We start from the raw sequence: 15,234 nt of genomic DNA, 5'->3' as shown, positions 1-15,234 counted from the left end.
TGACGGTGAATCGGTGCCTGGAATGGAGCTTCTCACATGAGCGAGGCCGACCGCCTCATCTCGGCCGACCAGCGTGGCGAGGATGTCGATGCCGGCATGCGGCCGCAGACGCTCGGCGAGTTCGTCGGGCAGAAGGCGGCGCGGGCGAACTTGAAGGTCTTCGTGGAGGCGGCGCGCGGGCGCGGCGAGGCATTGGACCATGTACTCTTCGTTGGACCGCCGGGACTCGGCAAGACAACGCTGGCGCAGATCATGGCGCGCGAACTCGGCGTCAATTTCCGCGCCACATCGGGCCCGGTGATCGCCAAGGCGGGGGATCTCGCCGCGCTGCTCACCAACCTGGAAGAGCGCGACGTGCTCTTCATCGACGAGATTCACCGGTTGAACCCGGCGGTGGAGGAGATCCTCTACCCCGCCATGGAAGATTACCAGCTCGACCTCATCATCGGCGAGGGGCCGGCGGCGCGCTCGGTGAAGATCGATCTCGCCAAGTTCACGCTCGTGGCGGCGACGACGCGGCTCGGCCTTTTGACCACGCCGTTGCGCGACCGTTTCGGCATTCCCGTTCGGCTCGAATTCTACACGGTCGAGGAACTGCAGGCGATCGTCACGCGCGGCGCCCGCATTCTCGGCCTGCCGCTGACGGAAGACGGTGCCGAGGAGATCGCCCGGCGCGCCCGCGGCACGCCGCGCATTGCCGGCAGGCTTCTGCGCCGGGTGCGCGATTTCGCTTCCGTGGCGGGGGCGGAAAAGGTGACGCGGCCGGTCGCCGACGACGCGCTGTCGCGGCTGGAAGTGGACGCGCTCGGCCTCGACCAGCTCGACCGGCGCTATCTCACCATGATCGTGGAAAACTTCGGCGGCGGTCCGGTCGGCATCGAGACCATCGCGGCCGCGCTTTCGGAGCCGCGCGACGCCATCGAGGACATCATCGAGCCCTATCTCATCCAGCAGGGCTTCATCCAGCGTACGCCGCGCGGGCGGGTGCTGGCCGCAAGGGCATGGAAGCATCTGGGGCTGGAGGCGCCGCGGGAGATCACCCAGGCGCAGATCAGCCTGTTCCAGGAGGAGGAATAGTGCGGGTTGCCGTCGATGCCGATGGATTGTCGATGGTCGGGCATGGATCCGAGGATCCACGCCTGAACCGGCCCCACCGCAGAACGGGTCAATCTGAGGGCAACGGCGCATGACCGATCGCGGCGACGATCTCGCGGCAGGCCTCAGCGGCGCTCTGACGTCTGAAGGCCATCGCCTGATGGCGCGGGTCTATTTCGCCGACACGGATTTCACCGGTGTGGTCTATCACGCTCGCTATCTCGAATTCCTCGAGCGAGGGCGCTCGGATTTCCTGCGGTTGGCCGGCGTGCATCACACGGAGCTTGCCGACGGCAAGCATGGCGAGAAGCTTTCCTGGGTGGTGCGGCGCATGGAGATCGACTTCCGCCAGCCCGCGCGCATAGACGACATCATTACGGTCGACACGAAGGTGGAGCGGATCTCCGGTGCGCGCATCTTCATGGCGCAGCAACTGACGCGGCAGGGAGAACTGCTCGTCGCGGCGGGCGTGGAAGCGGCGATCATCGGCGCGTCGGGCAAGCCGCGGCGCTTCCCCAGGGAATGGGCGGCGGCGTTTCTGCGCCAGCCCGAGTAAAACGGGACTTTCGTGCAAATATTCGCGACTCCGTAACACCACGTTAACCATGAAGGACCATAAGCTTCATGGTGCCACGGGGCCTCTTCGCGCCTTCCTTTGACCAAATTTTAACGGAAAAAGGCGCGCTGAGACCCGCGGGGGACACTGCGGCTTCCGCGAAGTGGTGCAGGCGCGCGGGCGGACGGAACGGCACAGAGATGCTGCCCAGATTTTACGAGGACGTTTATCCATGGAAAGTGTAGCGCTCACCGCGCCGGGTGGGGATCTGTCCATCTGGGCGCTGTTCTGGCAAGCGGGATGGGTGGTGAAGCTGGTCATGATCGGCCTGCTCGGGGCGTCGATCTGGACCTGGGCGATCATCGTCGACAAGCTGGTCGCCTATGGGCGCATGCGTGTCGCGCTCGACCGTTTCGAGCAGGTCTTCTGGTCTGGCCAGTCGCTGGAAGAGCTTTATCGCACGCTTTCGGAACGCAAGACCAGCGGCATGGGCTCGATCTTCGTGGCCGCCATGCGCGAATGGAAGAAGTCGTTCGAAAAGGGTGCGCGCTCGCCGCTCGGCCTGCAGACGCGCGTCGACAAGGCGATGGACCTGGCGCTGGCGCGCGAGATGGAACGCCTCGAGGGCCGGCTCGGCTTTCTCGCTTCCATCGGTTCTTCCGCTCCCTTCATCGGCCTGTTCGGCACGGTTGTGGGCATCATGACTTCCTTCCAGGCCATCGCCGGCTCCAAATCGACCAACCTGGCCGTGGTGGCGCCGGGCATCGCCGAGGCGCTGCTGGCCACCGCCATGGGCCTGCTCGCGGCCATTCCCGCCGTCATCGCCTACAACAAGCTGACGGCGGACGCCGGCCGGCTGAGCGCGCGCATGGAGGGCTTCGCCGACGAGTTTTCCGCCATACTCTCGCGGCAAATCGATGAGAAGGTGGCGCCGAAAGCCAGGGCAGAGGAGTACGCCTGATGGGGATGTCGGTGGCCTCCGCCCGCGGGGGCGGAAACGGGCGCAGGCGCCGCGGGCGCCGGCACGCGCTGATGTCGGAAATCAACGTCACGCCCTTCGTCGACGTGATGCTGGTGCTGCTCATCATCTTCATGGTCGCCGCCCCACTGCTGACGGTGGGCGTGCCGATCGATCTGCCGGAGACCCAGGCCGAGGCGCTGAATTCCGAGACCCAGCCGATCACCATCTCCGTCAACAATGAAGGGCGTATCTACCTGCAGGAAACGGAAGTCCCGATCGACGAGGTGGTGGCGAAGCTTCAGGCGATCGCCCAGGCCGGCTACGATGAACGCATCTATGTGCGCGGCGACAGGGCGGCCGACTACGGAACGGTCATGCGCGTGATGGCGCGCATCTCGGCCGCAGGCTTCCGCAATCTCGGTCTGGTCACGCTCCAGGAACAGGACAGCTGATTTCCATGAAGGCCGGTCTCGCCACATCGGTCACCTTGCATGCGATCCTCCTCGGCGTCGGGCTTTTCTCGCTGTCGGGCCCGCGCGCCTATGAAGTGGCCGATGTCGAGGCGTTGCCGGTCGACATCATTCCCGTCGGCGATCTTACCCAGGTCCAAGAAGGCGCGAAGGAGGCTCCGGCCGAGAAACGGCCGGCCCCGATGCCGACCCAGCGGCCGGACCCGGTGGAGAACGCGCAGACGGTGGGCGAGGCGGACACCGATCTTGACGCCCCGCCGACGCCGGAGCCGAAGGCGCGGCCGGTGGAGCAGGCCGCGCAGCCGACATCGGCGCCGACGCCCGCGCCGGAGCCGGCGGAGCGGCCGACGGAGGCGGCGCAGCAAGCCGATGCCGAGGCGGTGCCGGCCACGGAAAGGGAACCCGAGCCGCAGCCGCAGCAGGAGGTGGCGCCGGAACCGGCCGAGGAATCCCTGGTGGCGGAGAACGCCGAGGCCGAGAGCGTGAAGCTGCCGCAGTCGGCGCCGTTGCCGCAGGCCCGGCCGCAGCCGCCCAAGGCGCAGACCGCCAAGGCTCCGGAGCGCAAAGAGGCCGAAAAGCCGGCGCAGAAACAGCAGGCCCGCAGCGAAAAGAAGGACGACGAGCTCTTCGACGAGGTGGCCGCTCTCCTGAACAAGGAGGAAGCCTCCGGCGGCGGCGCGGAGCGCTCCACCGAACAGGCGGCGCTCGGCGGCGAGCGAACGACCACCGGCGAGACGCTGACGCAGAGCGAGATGGACGCGCTGCGCGGGCAGATCCAGCGCTGCTGGAACGTTCCCGCCGGCGCGCTCGACGCGGAAAATCTCAAGGTGTCCCTCAAATTCCGGCTCGATCCGAGCGGGGCGATCGAAGGCAGTCCGCAGATCATCGCCGGCGGCAGCGGCTCCAGCGTGGAGCGCGCGGCGGCGGAATCGGCGCGGCGCGCCATTCTCCAATGCGCGCCCTACAATCTGCCCGCAGAAAAATACAGTGCCTGGGCCGACGTCATCGTCCACTTCGATCCCACCGACATGTTCTGATGCGGAACACCGAAAGATATCCAAGAGGCTTGAAGAAATGCAGACATTCCTGAGAACAGCCCTGGCCGTGGGGGGTCTGGTCCTGGGGCTGGTCGTGCTGGCCGTGACGCCGGCGCGCGCGCTCGTGGAAATCGACGTGAATCAAGGTGTGGTCGAGCCGGTGCCGATCGCCCTGACCGATTTCCTGTCGGCCGGCGGCAAGGGGGCCGAGATCACCAGCGTCGTGGCGGCGGACCTGCGGCGTTCCGGCCTTTTCGCGCCGATCGACAAGAATGCTTTCATCGAGAAGATCTCCAATCCCGATGTCGCGCCGCGTTTCGAGGACTGGAAGGTCATCAACGCCCAGGCCGTGGTGACCGGGCGCGTGACCGAAGAGCCGGACGGGCGGCTGCGCACGGAATTCCGGCTGTGGGACATATTCGCGGGCCAGCAGCTCGTCGGCGAGCAGTTCTATGCCAACGCCAACGACTGGCGCCGTGTGGCCCACATCATCGCCGACACGATCTATGAGCAGTTCACGGGCGAAAAGGGCTATTTCGACAGCCAGATCGTTTTCATCGACGAGTCGGGGCCGCGCGACAACCGGGTGAAGCGCCTCGCCATCATGGACCAGGACGGCGCCAATTTCCGGACCCTCTCGGATGGCAGCACGCTGGTCATGACGCCGCGTTTCTCTCCGCGGCGCCAGGAACTCACCTATACGTCCTACGAAAGCGGCGAACCGCGGGTTTATCTGCTGCAGCTCGAGACCGGGCAGCGCGAGCTGATCGGCGATTTCCCCAACATGACCTTCGCGCCGCGGTTTTCGCCGAACGGCGACAAGGTGATCCTGAGCCTGGGGCGCGAGGACGGCAATTCCAACATCTTCACGATGGACCTGAGGACACGCACGACGTCGCGGCTGACCAACACCAACGCGATCGATACGTCGCCGTCCTATTCGCCCGACGGCACGCAGATCGCCTTCACCTCCGATCGCGGGGGGCGGACGCAGATCTACGCGATGAATGCCGACGGCTCCAACCAGCACCGGATTTCCTTCGGGAACGGCAACTATTCCCAGCCCGTATGGTCGCCGCGCGGCGATCTCATCGCGTTTACCAAGCAGACCGGCGGGGAATTCCAGATCGGGGTGATGCGCACGGACGGCTCGGGCGAGCGGATTCTTTCCACCGGGTTTCTGCTCGAGAGTCCCGCGTGGTCGCCCAACGGGCGGGTCATCCTGTTCTTCCGCCAGGATGCCGGCGCGGCCGGGCCGAAGCTCTATTCCATCGACCTGACGGGACGTAACGAGCAACACATCCCGAGCCCCAACTTCGCCTCGGATCCGGCCTGGTCGCCGCTTCGCCAGTAGATCGCCGCCTTTCAGCCTCATTTGGCGTTACCGTTCGAATCACTGGTTTGTCGTGTTCGATGCGGAGGGGCGGCCGGTTGAAAGGCGTTAACCTTGTTCCTTGAGCGCGCGTTAACCGCATCATGGTTACTTCAGTCTTGACCAAACCCAATCGAATTGAAGGAGTGACGGCCATGCGCCGTATCGCAACTCTGGCCAGAAATCCTGCCGTTATCGCTTTCGTTGCCGCCCTGGCGATCGCCGGATGCCGTTCGAATCAGCAGGTCCCGAACACGGCGGCCGACCTCGGCCTCGGCGCGGGTGCGAATGCCGCCCAGCCCGGCTCCCGACAGGAGTTCACGGTCAGCGTCGGCGATCGCATCTTCTTCGATACCGACTCCTCGGTGGTCCGTTCGGATGCGCAGGCCACGCTCACCCGTCAGGCGCAGTGGCTGAACAGATATCCCTCCTACTCCATCACCATCGAGGGTCATGCCGACGAACGTGGCACGCGCGAATACAACCTGGCGCTGGGCGCACGGCGTGCGGCCGCCACACGGGACTTCCTCGTCGGGCAGGGCGTGGCGGCCAACCGCATCCGCACCGTCTCCTACGGAAAGGAGCGGCCGGTCGCCGTATGCGACGACATCTCCTGCTGGTCGCAGAACAGGCGCGCCGTCACCGCGCTCGGCGGCGACGGGGAGAGCTGAGGCCGCGGGGCTTCCGGCGCTGCAGACACAATCAAAATTTGGCCGAAGTCTCGGGGCCTGTTAAAGAGAGAACGGCGGCATCGAAGTGCCGCCGTCATCATCTCTTTTCGAGAGCGAGACGGGAATGCATTTCCGAACCTATCTGAACGGCCTGGCCATCCTGGCTCTTTCGCTTGCGTTCGCGGTGCCGGGGCACGCGGCCCTTCTGCCGCGCGCCGATGATCTTGGTCATGGGGGCACGGCAGACTCCCTGAAAGACCGGCGCGGCGCGCCCGTCATCCTGGCCCAGGCGGCCGACCCCAGGGTTTCCAACCTCGAGGAAGAACTGCGGCGCCTGAACGGCCGTGTCGAAGAACTCAACTTCCAGATCCTCCAGATGCAGGATCAGATCCGGCGTATGCAGGAGGACAACGAGTTCCGCTTCCAGCAACTTGAGGAGAAACGATCCGATGCCGGCGGCAGCGCGGCCACACAACGGGCCGAATCCGCGCCGGCTCCCGCAAATGGATCGGAAGGCGGCGACTCCGCAGGGACGGCACCGGCACAGGGTGAGCCGCCGCGCACACTCGGCACCATTACCTTCGACGAAAACGGCAATGTGGTGAGCGAAGGCAGCGGAGAACCTATCGACCTCCTGCAGGGCGGCGACGTGCAAGGCAGCGGCGCGCCGAGCGACGGGTCGGTGGTCGCCGCGCTACCGCCTTCCGACAATCCCGACGAGATCTACCGCAACGCCTACGAATTCATCCTGTCGGGGGACTACGACACGGCGGAGGCGGGTTTTCGGCAGTATCTGGACGGGTTTCCGGACGGTGCACATGCAGCCGACGCGCAATTCTGGCTGGGTGAGGCGCTGCTTGCCCAGCATCGCTACCGCGAAGCGGCCGAAACCTTTCTCCAGGCCAATCGCAACCATCCCAATGCCGGGAAAGCGCCGGACATGCTCCTGAAGCTCGGCGTTTCGCTCGCGGCCTTGGACCAGCGCGACGTCGCCTGCGCGACCTTCACCGAGATCGGCCAACGCTATCCGCAGGTTTCCGATGCGCTGCGCGAGCGTATCCGGCAGGAACAGGAAAAGGCTGGTTGCTGAGCCAGGCTTTCGCGCCCGATCCGCGCGCGTTTTTCGCCGACCTCGACCTTGCCGGGCGTAAATCCCTCGTCGCGGCTGTCTCCGGGGGCGGCGACTCCCTGGCCCTCCTCTTTCTTCTTCGCGACTATCTGCAGACCGTCGACAACGCGCCTTCGCTCCTGGCTGTGACCGTCGACCACGGGTTGCGCGCCGAATCCGCCGGCGAGGCGCGCCGGGTCGCGGAGGTCTGCGGCGCATACGATATCGCCCATCGAGTGGTCACCTGGAGAGGACCGAAGCCTTCGACGGGCGTTGCCGCGGCGGCGCGAGAAGCGCGTCTTGCGCTCCTGGCCGAGGTCGCGGGGGAGGCGGGAAGCGATCTCGTGATGACCGGCCATACGGCGGACGACCAGGCGGAGACGCTTGCCATGCGCCTTGCCCGCGGGGAAGGGCGTGGCGCGGCCGGCATCGCGCCGGCGACGCTGTATGCGGGGCGGGTCTGGTTCGTCAGGCTGCTTCTTGGAACGCGCAGGGCGGACCTGCGGCGTTTCCTGCGCGGGCGCGGGCTTTCCTGGATCGAAGACCCCAGCAACCGCGACCCGCGCTTCGAGCGCGTTCGGGTGCGCGGCCGGCTTGGCGAAAAGGAGATCGGGCGCCTGGTGCATAGGGCGCGGCAAATGGCTGCGGAACGAAAGGATGCCGGCGAAAAGGTGGCGGCGCTGATCGTCGCATCCGCCGACCGGCCGGCTCCCGGACTTCTACGCCTGTCGCGGCCCGCCTTCGAGGTAGCGGACGAGAAGACCGCAAACGACACGCTTCGTCTCCTGCTGGCCGTCGCCGGCGGCACGCCGCATCTGCCCGAGGCGATGCGCGCCGCGAAGCTGCTGCAGCGGGCGGAAAGGACGCGGGGACGCGCCAGCCTCTCTCGCGCGGTCGTCTCCCTGCGCGGGGAACAAATCTTCCTCCATCGCGAGCGGCGTAATCTTCCACGGTGTGCCGCGGCCGACGAGATCGTCTGGGACGGACGCTACCGCATCTCGGGCCTCGGCGGCGGCGCGGGCGTTCTCCTCGGTCCGTACGGTGCGGAGAATGCGCGGGCAGCGGACATTGCCGGCCATGAAGCGCCCTCCGGCCTGGTGCGCGCCGCGCTCGCCGCCGAGCCCGCGCTGTGGAAGGGCGAGCGCTGCCTCGCCCTTGCTGCGCAGCGGCCAGATCTCTCGGTGCGTCCGCTCGCCGGGCCGTGGGCATGGCTCCTGCCATGCTTCGATCTTGCGCCGGCACGCGCGGTCGCGCGGGTGATCGGCACCGCCCGCGGGCCCGACCTGCCACTGCGACGCCACAAAGGACAGCATCAATAGCCGTCGCAGCGAGATGCGCAGCAATCGGCGCCTTGCGCTTGGCAAGGTTGCGCAGGCTCCCTATGTTAGTCAAAACCAGTGCTATGGACGATGCCGGCCTCGGCGCACATATGGAACACACATGAATCCAAATTACAGAAATTTTGCGCTGTGGGCGATCATCGCCGTTCTGCTCATCGCGTTGTTCAACCTCTTCCAGGCGCCGCAGCAGCGGGGTGCGACGCGGGATGTCGCCTATTCCCAGTTCCTTCAGGAGCTCGATAACGGCCGCGTCGAAAGCGTCACCATCACCGGCAACCGCATTACCGGCAGCTATGTGGACAACAACACGCCTTTCCAGACCTATTCGCCGGGCGATTCGAACCTGGTCCAGCGGCTGGAGGACCGGGGTGTGACCATCAACGCGCGGCCGGAATCGGACGGGTCCAACTCCATTCTGGGCTATTTCATCTCCTGGCTGCCGATGATCCTCATCCTGGCCGTATGGATATTCTTCATGCGGCAGATGCAGTCGGGCTCGGGCCGCGCCATGGGCTTCGGCAAGTCCAAGGCAAAGCTCCTGACCGAAACCCATGGCCGCGTCACCTTCCAGGACGTGGCGGGTGTCGATGAGGCCAAGGAGGATCTGGAGGAGATCGTCGAGTTCCTGCGCGACCCGCAGAAATTCCAGCGCCTCGGTGGCAAGATCCCGCGCGGCGTGCTGCTCGTCGGCCCGCCGGGAACCGGCAAGACGCTGCTTGCCCGCTCCGTCGCGGGCGAGGCGAACGTGCCGTTCTTCACCATCTCCGGCTCGGATTTCGTCGAGATGTTCGTCGGTGTCGGCGCGTCGCGTGTGCGCGACATGTTCGAGCAGGCGAAGAAGAACGCACCCTGCATCATCTTCATCGACGAGATCGACGCAGTCGGCCGGCACCGCGGCGCGGGGCTCGGCGGCGGCAATGATGAGCGCGAGCAGACGCTGAACCAGCTTCTCGTCGAGATGGACGGCTTCGAGTCGAACGAAGGCATCATCCTGATTGCCGCCACCAACCGGCCCGACGTGCTCGACCCGGCGCTCCTGCGTCCGGGCCGCTTCGACCGGCAGGTGGTGGTGCCCAATCCGGACATCGCCGGCCGCGAGAAAATCCTCAAGGTGCACTGCCGCAACGTCCCGCTGGCGCCCAATGTGGATCTGAAGATCGTGGCGCGGGGCACACCGGGTTTCTCCGGCGCCGACCTTGCCAATCTTGTCAACGAGGCCGCACTCATGGCGGCGCGGCGCAACAAGCGTCTCGTCACCATGCAGGAGTTCGAGGACGCCAAGGACAAGGTGATGATGGGTGCCGAACGGCGCTCGCACGCCATGACGCAGGAAGAGAAGGAATTGACGGCCTTCCACGAGGCGGGCCACGCCGTCGTGGCGCTCCACGTGCCGTCGGCCGATCCCGTCCACAAGGCGACCATCATCCCGCGCGGGCGTGCGCTCGGCATGGTCATGCAGTTGCCCGAGGGCGACCGCTACTCCATGACCTACAAGTGGATGATCTCCCGCCTCGCCATCATGATGGGCGGGCGCGTCGCCGAGGAGATCAAATTCGGCAAGGAGAACATCACCTCGGGTGCTGCGTCCGATATCGAGCAGGCGACGAAGCTCGCCCGCGCCATGGTTACCCAGTGGGGCTTTTCCGACGAGCTCGGCCAGGTCGCCTATGGAGAGAACCAGGAAGAGGTGTTCCTCGGCCACTCCGTCGCGCGTCAGCAGAACATGTCGCAGGAGACGCAGCAGAAGATCGACAAGGAAGTCCGCCGGCTCATCGACGAAGCCTATGACAAGGCGCGCGAGATCCTGAGCACCAAGAAGAAGGAATGGATCGCCGTCGCCGAGGGGCTGCTCGAGTATGAAACCCTTTCGGGCGACGAGATCCGCGCCATCATTCGCGGCGAGAAGCCTTCGCGCGATCTCGGAGACGACACACCGCCCTCGCGTGGCTCCACCGTGCCCAAGGCGGGCACGCGCAAGGAAGGCAAGAAGGGCGGCGAGGAGCCCGATGCCGGAATGGAGCCCCAGCCGCAGGGGTGAGATGCCTCGAACGCCGGGGACCTGCCGGAGCCAGAGGGGCTCCGGCCCGGAAGGGGTCTTCGCGCAGCCGTTGGAGCCGAACCCCAGAGGGCCCGATGATCGCCTGATCACCGGCCCGTATCCTGCCGTCATCAAAGAAAGGGGAGCGCACGGAATCCATTGCGGAAGCCGGGCGTAACGGAATGCCGGGCCTTCGCTTCCCTCGCCCGGCGCCACTTCGACCAAACCAGCCGCACGTTCCGGAACAGGACACCTCGCGACGGTCGGTCCGGCGGATGCCGCGTCTCCGCCCTTGATCTCACGGGCGAGAGGAGGTGGTATGTTTACGGATTATTGGGTATGGCAGACAAGCAGCTGTTCATATGGATCGATTACAATTCCTCACATAAAGTGATGCGCAGCGGCGCTGACAATCGTGGCAGATAAGGAGGGGGATCGCAGCCTTGCGACAGACTTCCAAATCGGTGCGGACAAAGAAGAAAATGACGAAGAAATATTTCGGGACCGACGGTATCCGCGGCCGTTCCAACAGATTTCCCATGACGGCGGAAGTGGCCATGAAGGTGGGCATGGCCGCCGGATTGACCTTCCAGAACGGCGATCATCGCCACCGCGTGGTGCTCGGAAAGGATACCCGCCTTTCCGGCTACATGATCGAGAACGCGCTCGTGGCCGGGTTCTGCGCGGCGGGAATGGACGTCTTCCTGCTGGGCCCCATTCCCACGCCGGCGGTGGCCATGCTGGTGCGCTCGCTCAGGGCCGATATCGGCGTGATGATTTCAGCCTCCCACAACCCGTTCGAGGATAACGGGATCAAGCTTTTCGGCCCCGACGGCTACAAGCTTTCCGACAAGATCGAGGGCCGCATCGAGGCGATGCTCGACAAGGACATCGAGCTGGCGCTTGCCAATGCGGATTCGCTGGGCCGCGCCAAGCGCGTCGACGGCGTCCACGACCGCTACATCGAGGCGGCGAAGCGCACGCTGCCGCGCGACATGTCGCTTTCGGGCCTGCGCGTGGTCGTCGATTGCGCCAATGGAGCCGCCTACAAGGTGGCGCCCGCAGCACTCTGGGAACTCGGGGCGGAGGTCGTGCCCATTCATGTCGAGCCGAACGGCCTGAACATCAACCAGGACTGCGGTTCGACCAATCCCTTGAGCCTTGCCAAGAAGGTGCACGAGGTGCGTGCCGATATCGGTATCGCGCTCGACGGCGACGCCGACCGGGTCGTCATGGTGGACGAGAACGGAACGGTAATCGACGGTGACCAGATCATGGCGCTGATCGCCCAGTCCATGCACGAACGTGAGCGGCTTGCCGGCGGCGGCATCGTGGCAACCGTCATGTCCAATCTCGGGCTCGAGCGCTTCCTGCAGGGGCGTGGGCTGGAACTCCACCGCACCAAGGTTGGCGACCGCTACGTGGTGGAGCACATGCGCGCCCATGGTCTGAATGTCGGCGGCGAGCAGTCCGGCCACGTCATCCTGTCGGATTTCACCACTTCCGGTGACGGGCTCGTCACCGCGCTTCAGGTGCTGGCCTGCATCAAGCGCGAGAACCGCCCGGCGAGTGAGGTCTGCCGCAAGTTCGAGCCGGTTCCGCAGGTCCTGCGCAACGTGCGTATCAACAGTGGCGGCAAGCCGCTCGAGAGCGCGCCCGTCAAGGCGGCCATCAACGATGCACAATCGAAGCTGGCCGGCGGGGGACGCCTGGTCATCCGTCCCTCCGGCACAGAGCCGCTTATCCGCGTAATGGCGGAAGGGGACGACCCCGAACTGGTGAAGGCCATTGTGGAAGAAATCGTCGGCGTCATCGGGGACGCCCGGTCTGCTGCCTGAGGCCCGGCCATCGCATTTGCGATAATCCGTTGGCTGTCGCGGTCCCGTAGACGGGGCCGCATTGCATGCGGTGATGCTGTCTGAATTTACAAGTTAAGGTTAAGTAGTGCTTAACCTTTTTCCTGCAATCTTCGCGTGTTTCGGTCAACCGGGGAGCGCAGCCGCATGCCGGCACGTGGGGATGGATTCATGCAAAAGACGATCAAGCCGCTTGTCGCAGCGGCCGCGCTTGGCTTCACGTCAAGCGCGTTTGCCGCCGACCTCTACCAGCCGCCGGTGTATGAGGCACCGCCGCCGGTGGAGGTCAAGAAGATCGCTGTCGGCGGCTGGTACTTGCGCGGCGATCTCGGCTACCGCTGGTCCGATCTGCGCGGCCTGGAGTACATCACCTACGGGTGCCCGACCTGTACGCCCGATCCCGGCACGCATGCGTTCGACAGTACCGACCTTAAGGGAGCGCTATCGCTCGGCGCCGGCGTCGGCTATCAGATGACGCCCCATTTCCGTGCCGACCTGACGGCGGACTACTGGTTCAAGTCGGATTTCCGGGGCACGACCTCCAGCGTTGCCTGCGGCGCAGGGCCGTGCAGTTCGACCGATGAGTCCGCCTATTCGGCGCTGCTTCTGATGGCCAATGCCTATGTCGACCTCGGCACCTATCACGGCCTGACGCCCTATCTCGGGGCGGGCATCGGCGGCGCATACGTCAAGTGGGACGACCTAGAAAACACGATCGGCAGCTCGACCGACGTCCACAAGGGCGTCAGCGACTGGCGTTTCGCCTGGTCGCTGATGGCCGGCGCGTCCTACTGCCTGACGGAGAACCTGCAGCTCGACGCGGGCTATCGCTATACGCGGATTGAGGGCGGGCGCATGTTCGAATACGCCACCCCGTCGGGGGGCGGCATCGGCGCCGGACCGGGCTTCGATGACGGCTTCAACGTGCACGAGGCCCGCGCCGGCGTGCGCTATACCTTCGGCGGCAATGTGAATTGCATGACGCCGCAGACCGTCGCCTACGAGCCGCCGGCCTACGAGTACTCCCCGCCGGCCTACAAGTAGCCAGCCAGCGTTCTCTCCTCTCCTTCCTCTCCTTCCTCTCCGCCCGGTTTCGCCGGGCGGTTTTCTTTTGCGCGAGAGCTCCAGGATTGCCGCGGGGCGATGGATAACGAATGGTTACCCTTAACCGGTGTTTAACCACGATGGTTAACAATGGCATCCGACTTGCGGCGGGGGCAACTGACAGCTTCGCCGCCCATGCGGAGTACGGAACCATGTGCAAGTTTCCCAGTCTTGTTCTCGCTGCGATTGCCGGCTCGCTCGCCCTGGCCGCGCCGGCCGGCGCGGCGGATTACGATCCGCCGATGATCATCGAGGAGGCCCCGCAATATGTGCCGGTGGAAGTCGGCTCCGGATGGTATCTGCGCGGGGACCTGTCCTACAACGTCGGCACGTCCGTTTATGACGATCCGTTCGGGCTGGACGTGGAGAACAACCGGTTCGGCGGCGGCATCGGCATCGGCTACCACTTCAACGATCTGCTGCGGGCCGACGTCAACCTCAGCTATGTCTCGCGCGACAAGTTCGACTACGACGACGGAATCAACGCGGCTGAGCTGGAGAACAGGGTCCTGGGGGCGATGGTCAACGGCTATCTGGACCTGGGCACCGTCGTCGGTTTCACGCCCTATATCGGCGCTGGCGTGGGCATGCTTTATTCGAAGCACGAAGCCTCGGTCGATTGGACGAGCTCAGGCATCGATGCCAGCTTCTCCGACCGGCAGTACGAATTCGCCTATTCGCTCAATGCCGGTGTCAGTTATCGCTTTGCCGACAATGTTTCGGTGGATGTGGGCTATCAGTACCTGAGCGCGCCCGGCATGGAGTATCTCGACTTCGAGGCGGGAACGGTGGAGGATGGGCTGGACTATCACCAGATCCGCGTCGGGCTGCGCTATGATCTCTGGTAGGCGCAAGTATCCCGGCGGCGTTCGGAAATCGGTGGCGCTTCCTGACGTGTCGACGGCGCAGGAGAGGGGATGTCGTCCCCTCTCTGAAAGGCTGGCGAAAGCCAGCTAGAAGCGGAAGCCCAACCGCACGCCGATGGATTCCAGCCCGTCGTTCGATTCGCCGAGTTGGGCGTTCGAGAAGTGATTGAAATAAACTTGGGCCGTCAGGTTTTCGGTCAAGTCTACACCGGCGCTCGCCTGAAGGTGGAAAAGCACCTGCGAGCCCAGATCCTTCTCCTCGCCCTCGTCATTCGTTTCCGCCCGCCGGCTGAGGGCGGCTCCGCCGGCGCTGAAGCCGAAATAGACCTTGCGCGAGACATAGGCCTCCCAGTTGAGTCCGGCGTAAAAGACGTGGATCGGGTCGTCCGAGATGGCGATGTCGGTTCCGATATAGGGCCTCGGGGCGCCGATGCCGTGCAGGAACTTCGGCGACGGTGCCAGCAACTCGCCGTTGATCACGCCGCCCGAGAAGGATTGCGGCGTGAACGGGCCGAAATCATAGATCGCTCCGCCGGCACGCGCTTCCCACCGGTCGGCATTCCTTCCGAACTCCAGAAAGGAAGATGGTGCCTGCAAGTCTTCGGCTTTGGCGGAGAAGGCGGAGGTGAGAAGAAGAAGCGCCGTCAGCGGCGAAAACAAGCGAAGGTTCGTCATATCCCCTCATCGGCCCGTTATTGAATGATCCTCTTTCCCCTGATTCGCCAGCGCGCGGTAGTGCGCAAATGCAACGGCGGGGCAA

14 protein-coding genes are annotated in these 15,234 nt (G+C 65.1%); 13 read left to right on the top strand and 1 reads right to left on the bottom strand.

The window, feature by feature from the left end:
- The first annotated feature begins 36 nt into the window (after positions 1-36).
- The 13 genes from ruvB to SIN08_RS18170 all read left to right on the top strand — a co-directional run bounded on the left by ruvB (position 37) and on the right by SIN08_RS18170 (position 14,456).
- Complete coding sequence (ruvB, locus tag SIN08_RS18230; RefSeq protein WP_322453024.1) at positions 37-1,077, top strand: Holliday junction branch migration DNA helicase RuvB; 1,041 nt, start codon at positions 37-39, stop codon at positions 1,075-1,077.
- Between the two features lie 109 nt (positions 1,078-1,186).
- Positions 1,187-1,651, top strand: coding sequence for a tol-pal system-associated acyl-CoA thioesterase (gene ybgC, locus SIN08_RS18225; protein ID WP_322453023.1), 465 nt, complete (start codon positions 1,187-1,189; stop codon positions 1,649-1,651).
- Positions 1,652-1,883: 232 nt separating this feature from the next.
- A complete protein-coding gene (tolQ, locus tag SIN08_RS18220; RefSeq protein ID WP_322453022.1) occupies positions 1,884-2,612 on the top strand; it encodes a protein TolQ in 729 nt (242 codons plus the stop codon).
- Positions 2,612-3,064 carry a protein TolR gene (gene tolR, locus SIN08_RS18215; RefSeq protein ID WP_322453021.1) on the top strand — a complete coding sequence of 151 codons (453 nt, stop codon included), beginning with the start codon at positions 2,612-2,614 and terminating at the stop codon, positions 3,062-3,064. Before tolQ ends, tolR begins: the two co-directional genes overlap by 1 nt.
- Positions 3,065-3,069: 5 nt before the next feature.
- Complete coding sequence (locus SIN08_RS18210; RefSeq protein WP_322453020.1) at positions 3,070-4,119, top strand: hypothetical protein; 1,050 nt, start codon at positions 3,070-3,072, stop codon at positions 4,117-4,119.
- A 37-nt stretch (positions 4,120-4,156) separates the two neighbouring features.
- Positions 4,157-5,473 carry a Tol-Pal system beta propeller repeat protein TolB gene (gene tolB, locus SIN08_RS18205; protein ID WP_322453019.1) on the top strand — a complete coding sequence of 439 codons (1,317 nt, stop codon included), beginning with the start codon at positions 4,157-4,159 and terminating at the stop codon, positions 5,471-5,473.
- Between the two features lie 173 nt (positions 5,474-5,646).
- On the top strand, positions 5,647-6,162 hold the full coding sequence (gene pal / locus SIN08_RS18200; RefSeq protein WP_378625269.1) for a peptidoglycan-associated lipoprotein Pal: 516 nt from the start codon (positions 5,647-5,649) through the stop codon (positions 6,160-6,162).
- 124 nt (positions 6,163-6,286) lie between these two features.
- Positions 6,287-7,252: a tol-pal system protein YbgF gene (ybgF, locus tag SIN08_RS18195; RefSeq protein ID WP_322453017.1), complete on the top strand. Its 966-nt coding sequence runs from the start codon at positions 6,287-6,289 to the stop codon at positions 7,250-7,252.
- Positions 7,246-8,589, top strand: coding sequence for a tRNA lysidine(34) synthetase TilS (gene tilS, locus SIN08_RS18190; protein ID WP_322453016.1), 1,344 nt, complete (start codon positions 7,246-7,248; stop codon positions 8,587-8,589). Before ybgF ends, tilS begins: the two co-directional genes overlap by 7 nt.
- A 121-nt stretch (positions 8,590-8,710) precedes the next feature.
- Positions 8,711-10,648 carry an ATP-dependent zinc metalloprotease FtsH gene (gene ftsH, locus SIN08_RS18185; RefSeq protein ID WP_322453015.1) on the top strand — a complete coding sequence of 646 codons (1,938 nt, stop codon included), beginning with the start codon at positions 8,711-8,713 and terminating at the stop codon, positions 10,646-10,648.
- Positions 10,649-11,130: 482 nt separating this feature from the next.
- Complete coding sequence (glmM, locus tag SIN08_RS18180) at positions 11,131-12,486, top strand: phosphoglucosamine mutase (RefSeq protein WP_322453014.1); 1,356 nt, start codon at positions 11,131-11,133, stop codon at positions 12,484-12,486.
- 189 nt (positions 12,487-12,675) lie between these two features.
- Positions 12,676-13,548, top strand: coding sequence for an outer membrane protein (locus SIN08_RS18175; protein WP_322453013.1), 873 nt, complete (start codon positions 12,676-12,678; stop codon positions 13,546-13,548).
- 212 nt (positions 13,549-13,760) lie between these two features.
- The gene (locus SIN08_RS18170) at positions 13,761-14,456 is read left to right on the top strand and encodes an outer membrane protein (protein ID WP_322453012.1); all 696 of its coding nucleotides are present in this window, start codon (positions 13,761-13,763) and stop codon (positions 14,454-14,456) included.
- Between the two features lie 105 nt (positions 14,457-14,561).
- Here SIN08_RS18170 and SIN08_RS18165 read toward each other — a convergent pair whose 3' ends face one another.
- Positions 14,562-15,149 carry an acyloxyacyl hydrolase gene (locus tag SIN08_RS18165; RefSeq protein WP_322453011.1) on the bottom strand — a complete coding sequence of 196 codons (588 nt, stop codon included), beginning with the start codon at positions 15,147-15,149 and terminating at the stop codon, positions 14,562-14,564.
- Between the last annotated feature and the right edge of the window lie 85 nt (positions 15,150-15,234).

This window comes from Chelativorans sp. M5D2P16, assembly GCF_034427935.1.
Classification (GTDB): domain Bacteria; phylum Pseudomonadota; class Alphaproteobacteria; order Rhizobiales; family Rhizobiaceae; genus Chelativorans.
Note: the sequence above shows the minus strand (reverse complement) of the source record. Positions and strands in the feature narration are given on the sequence as shown.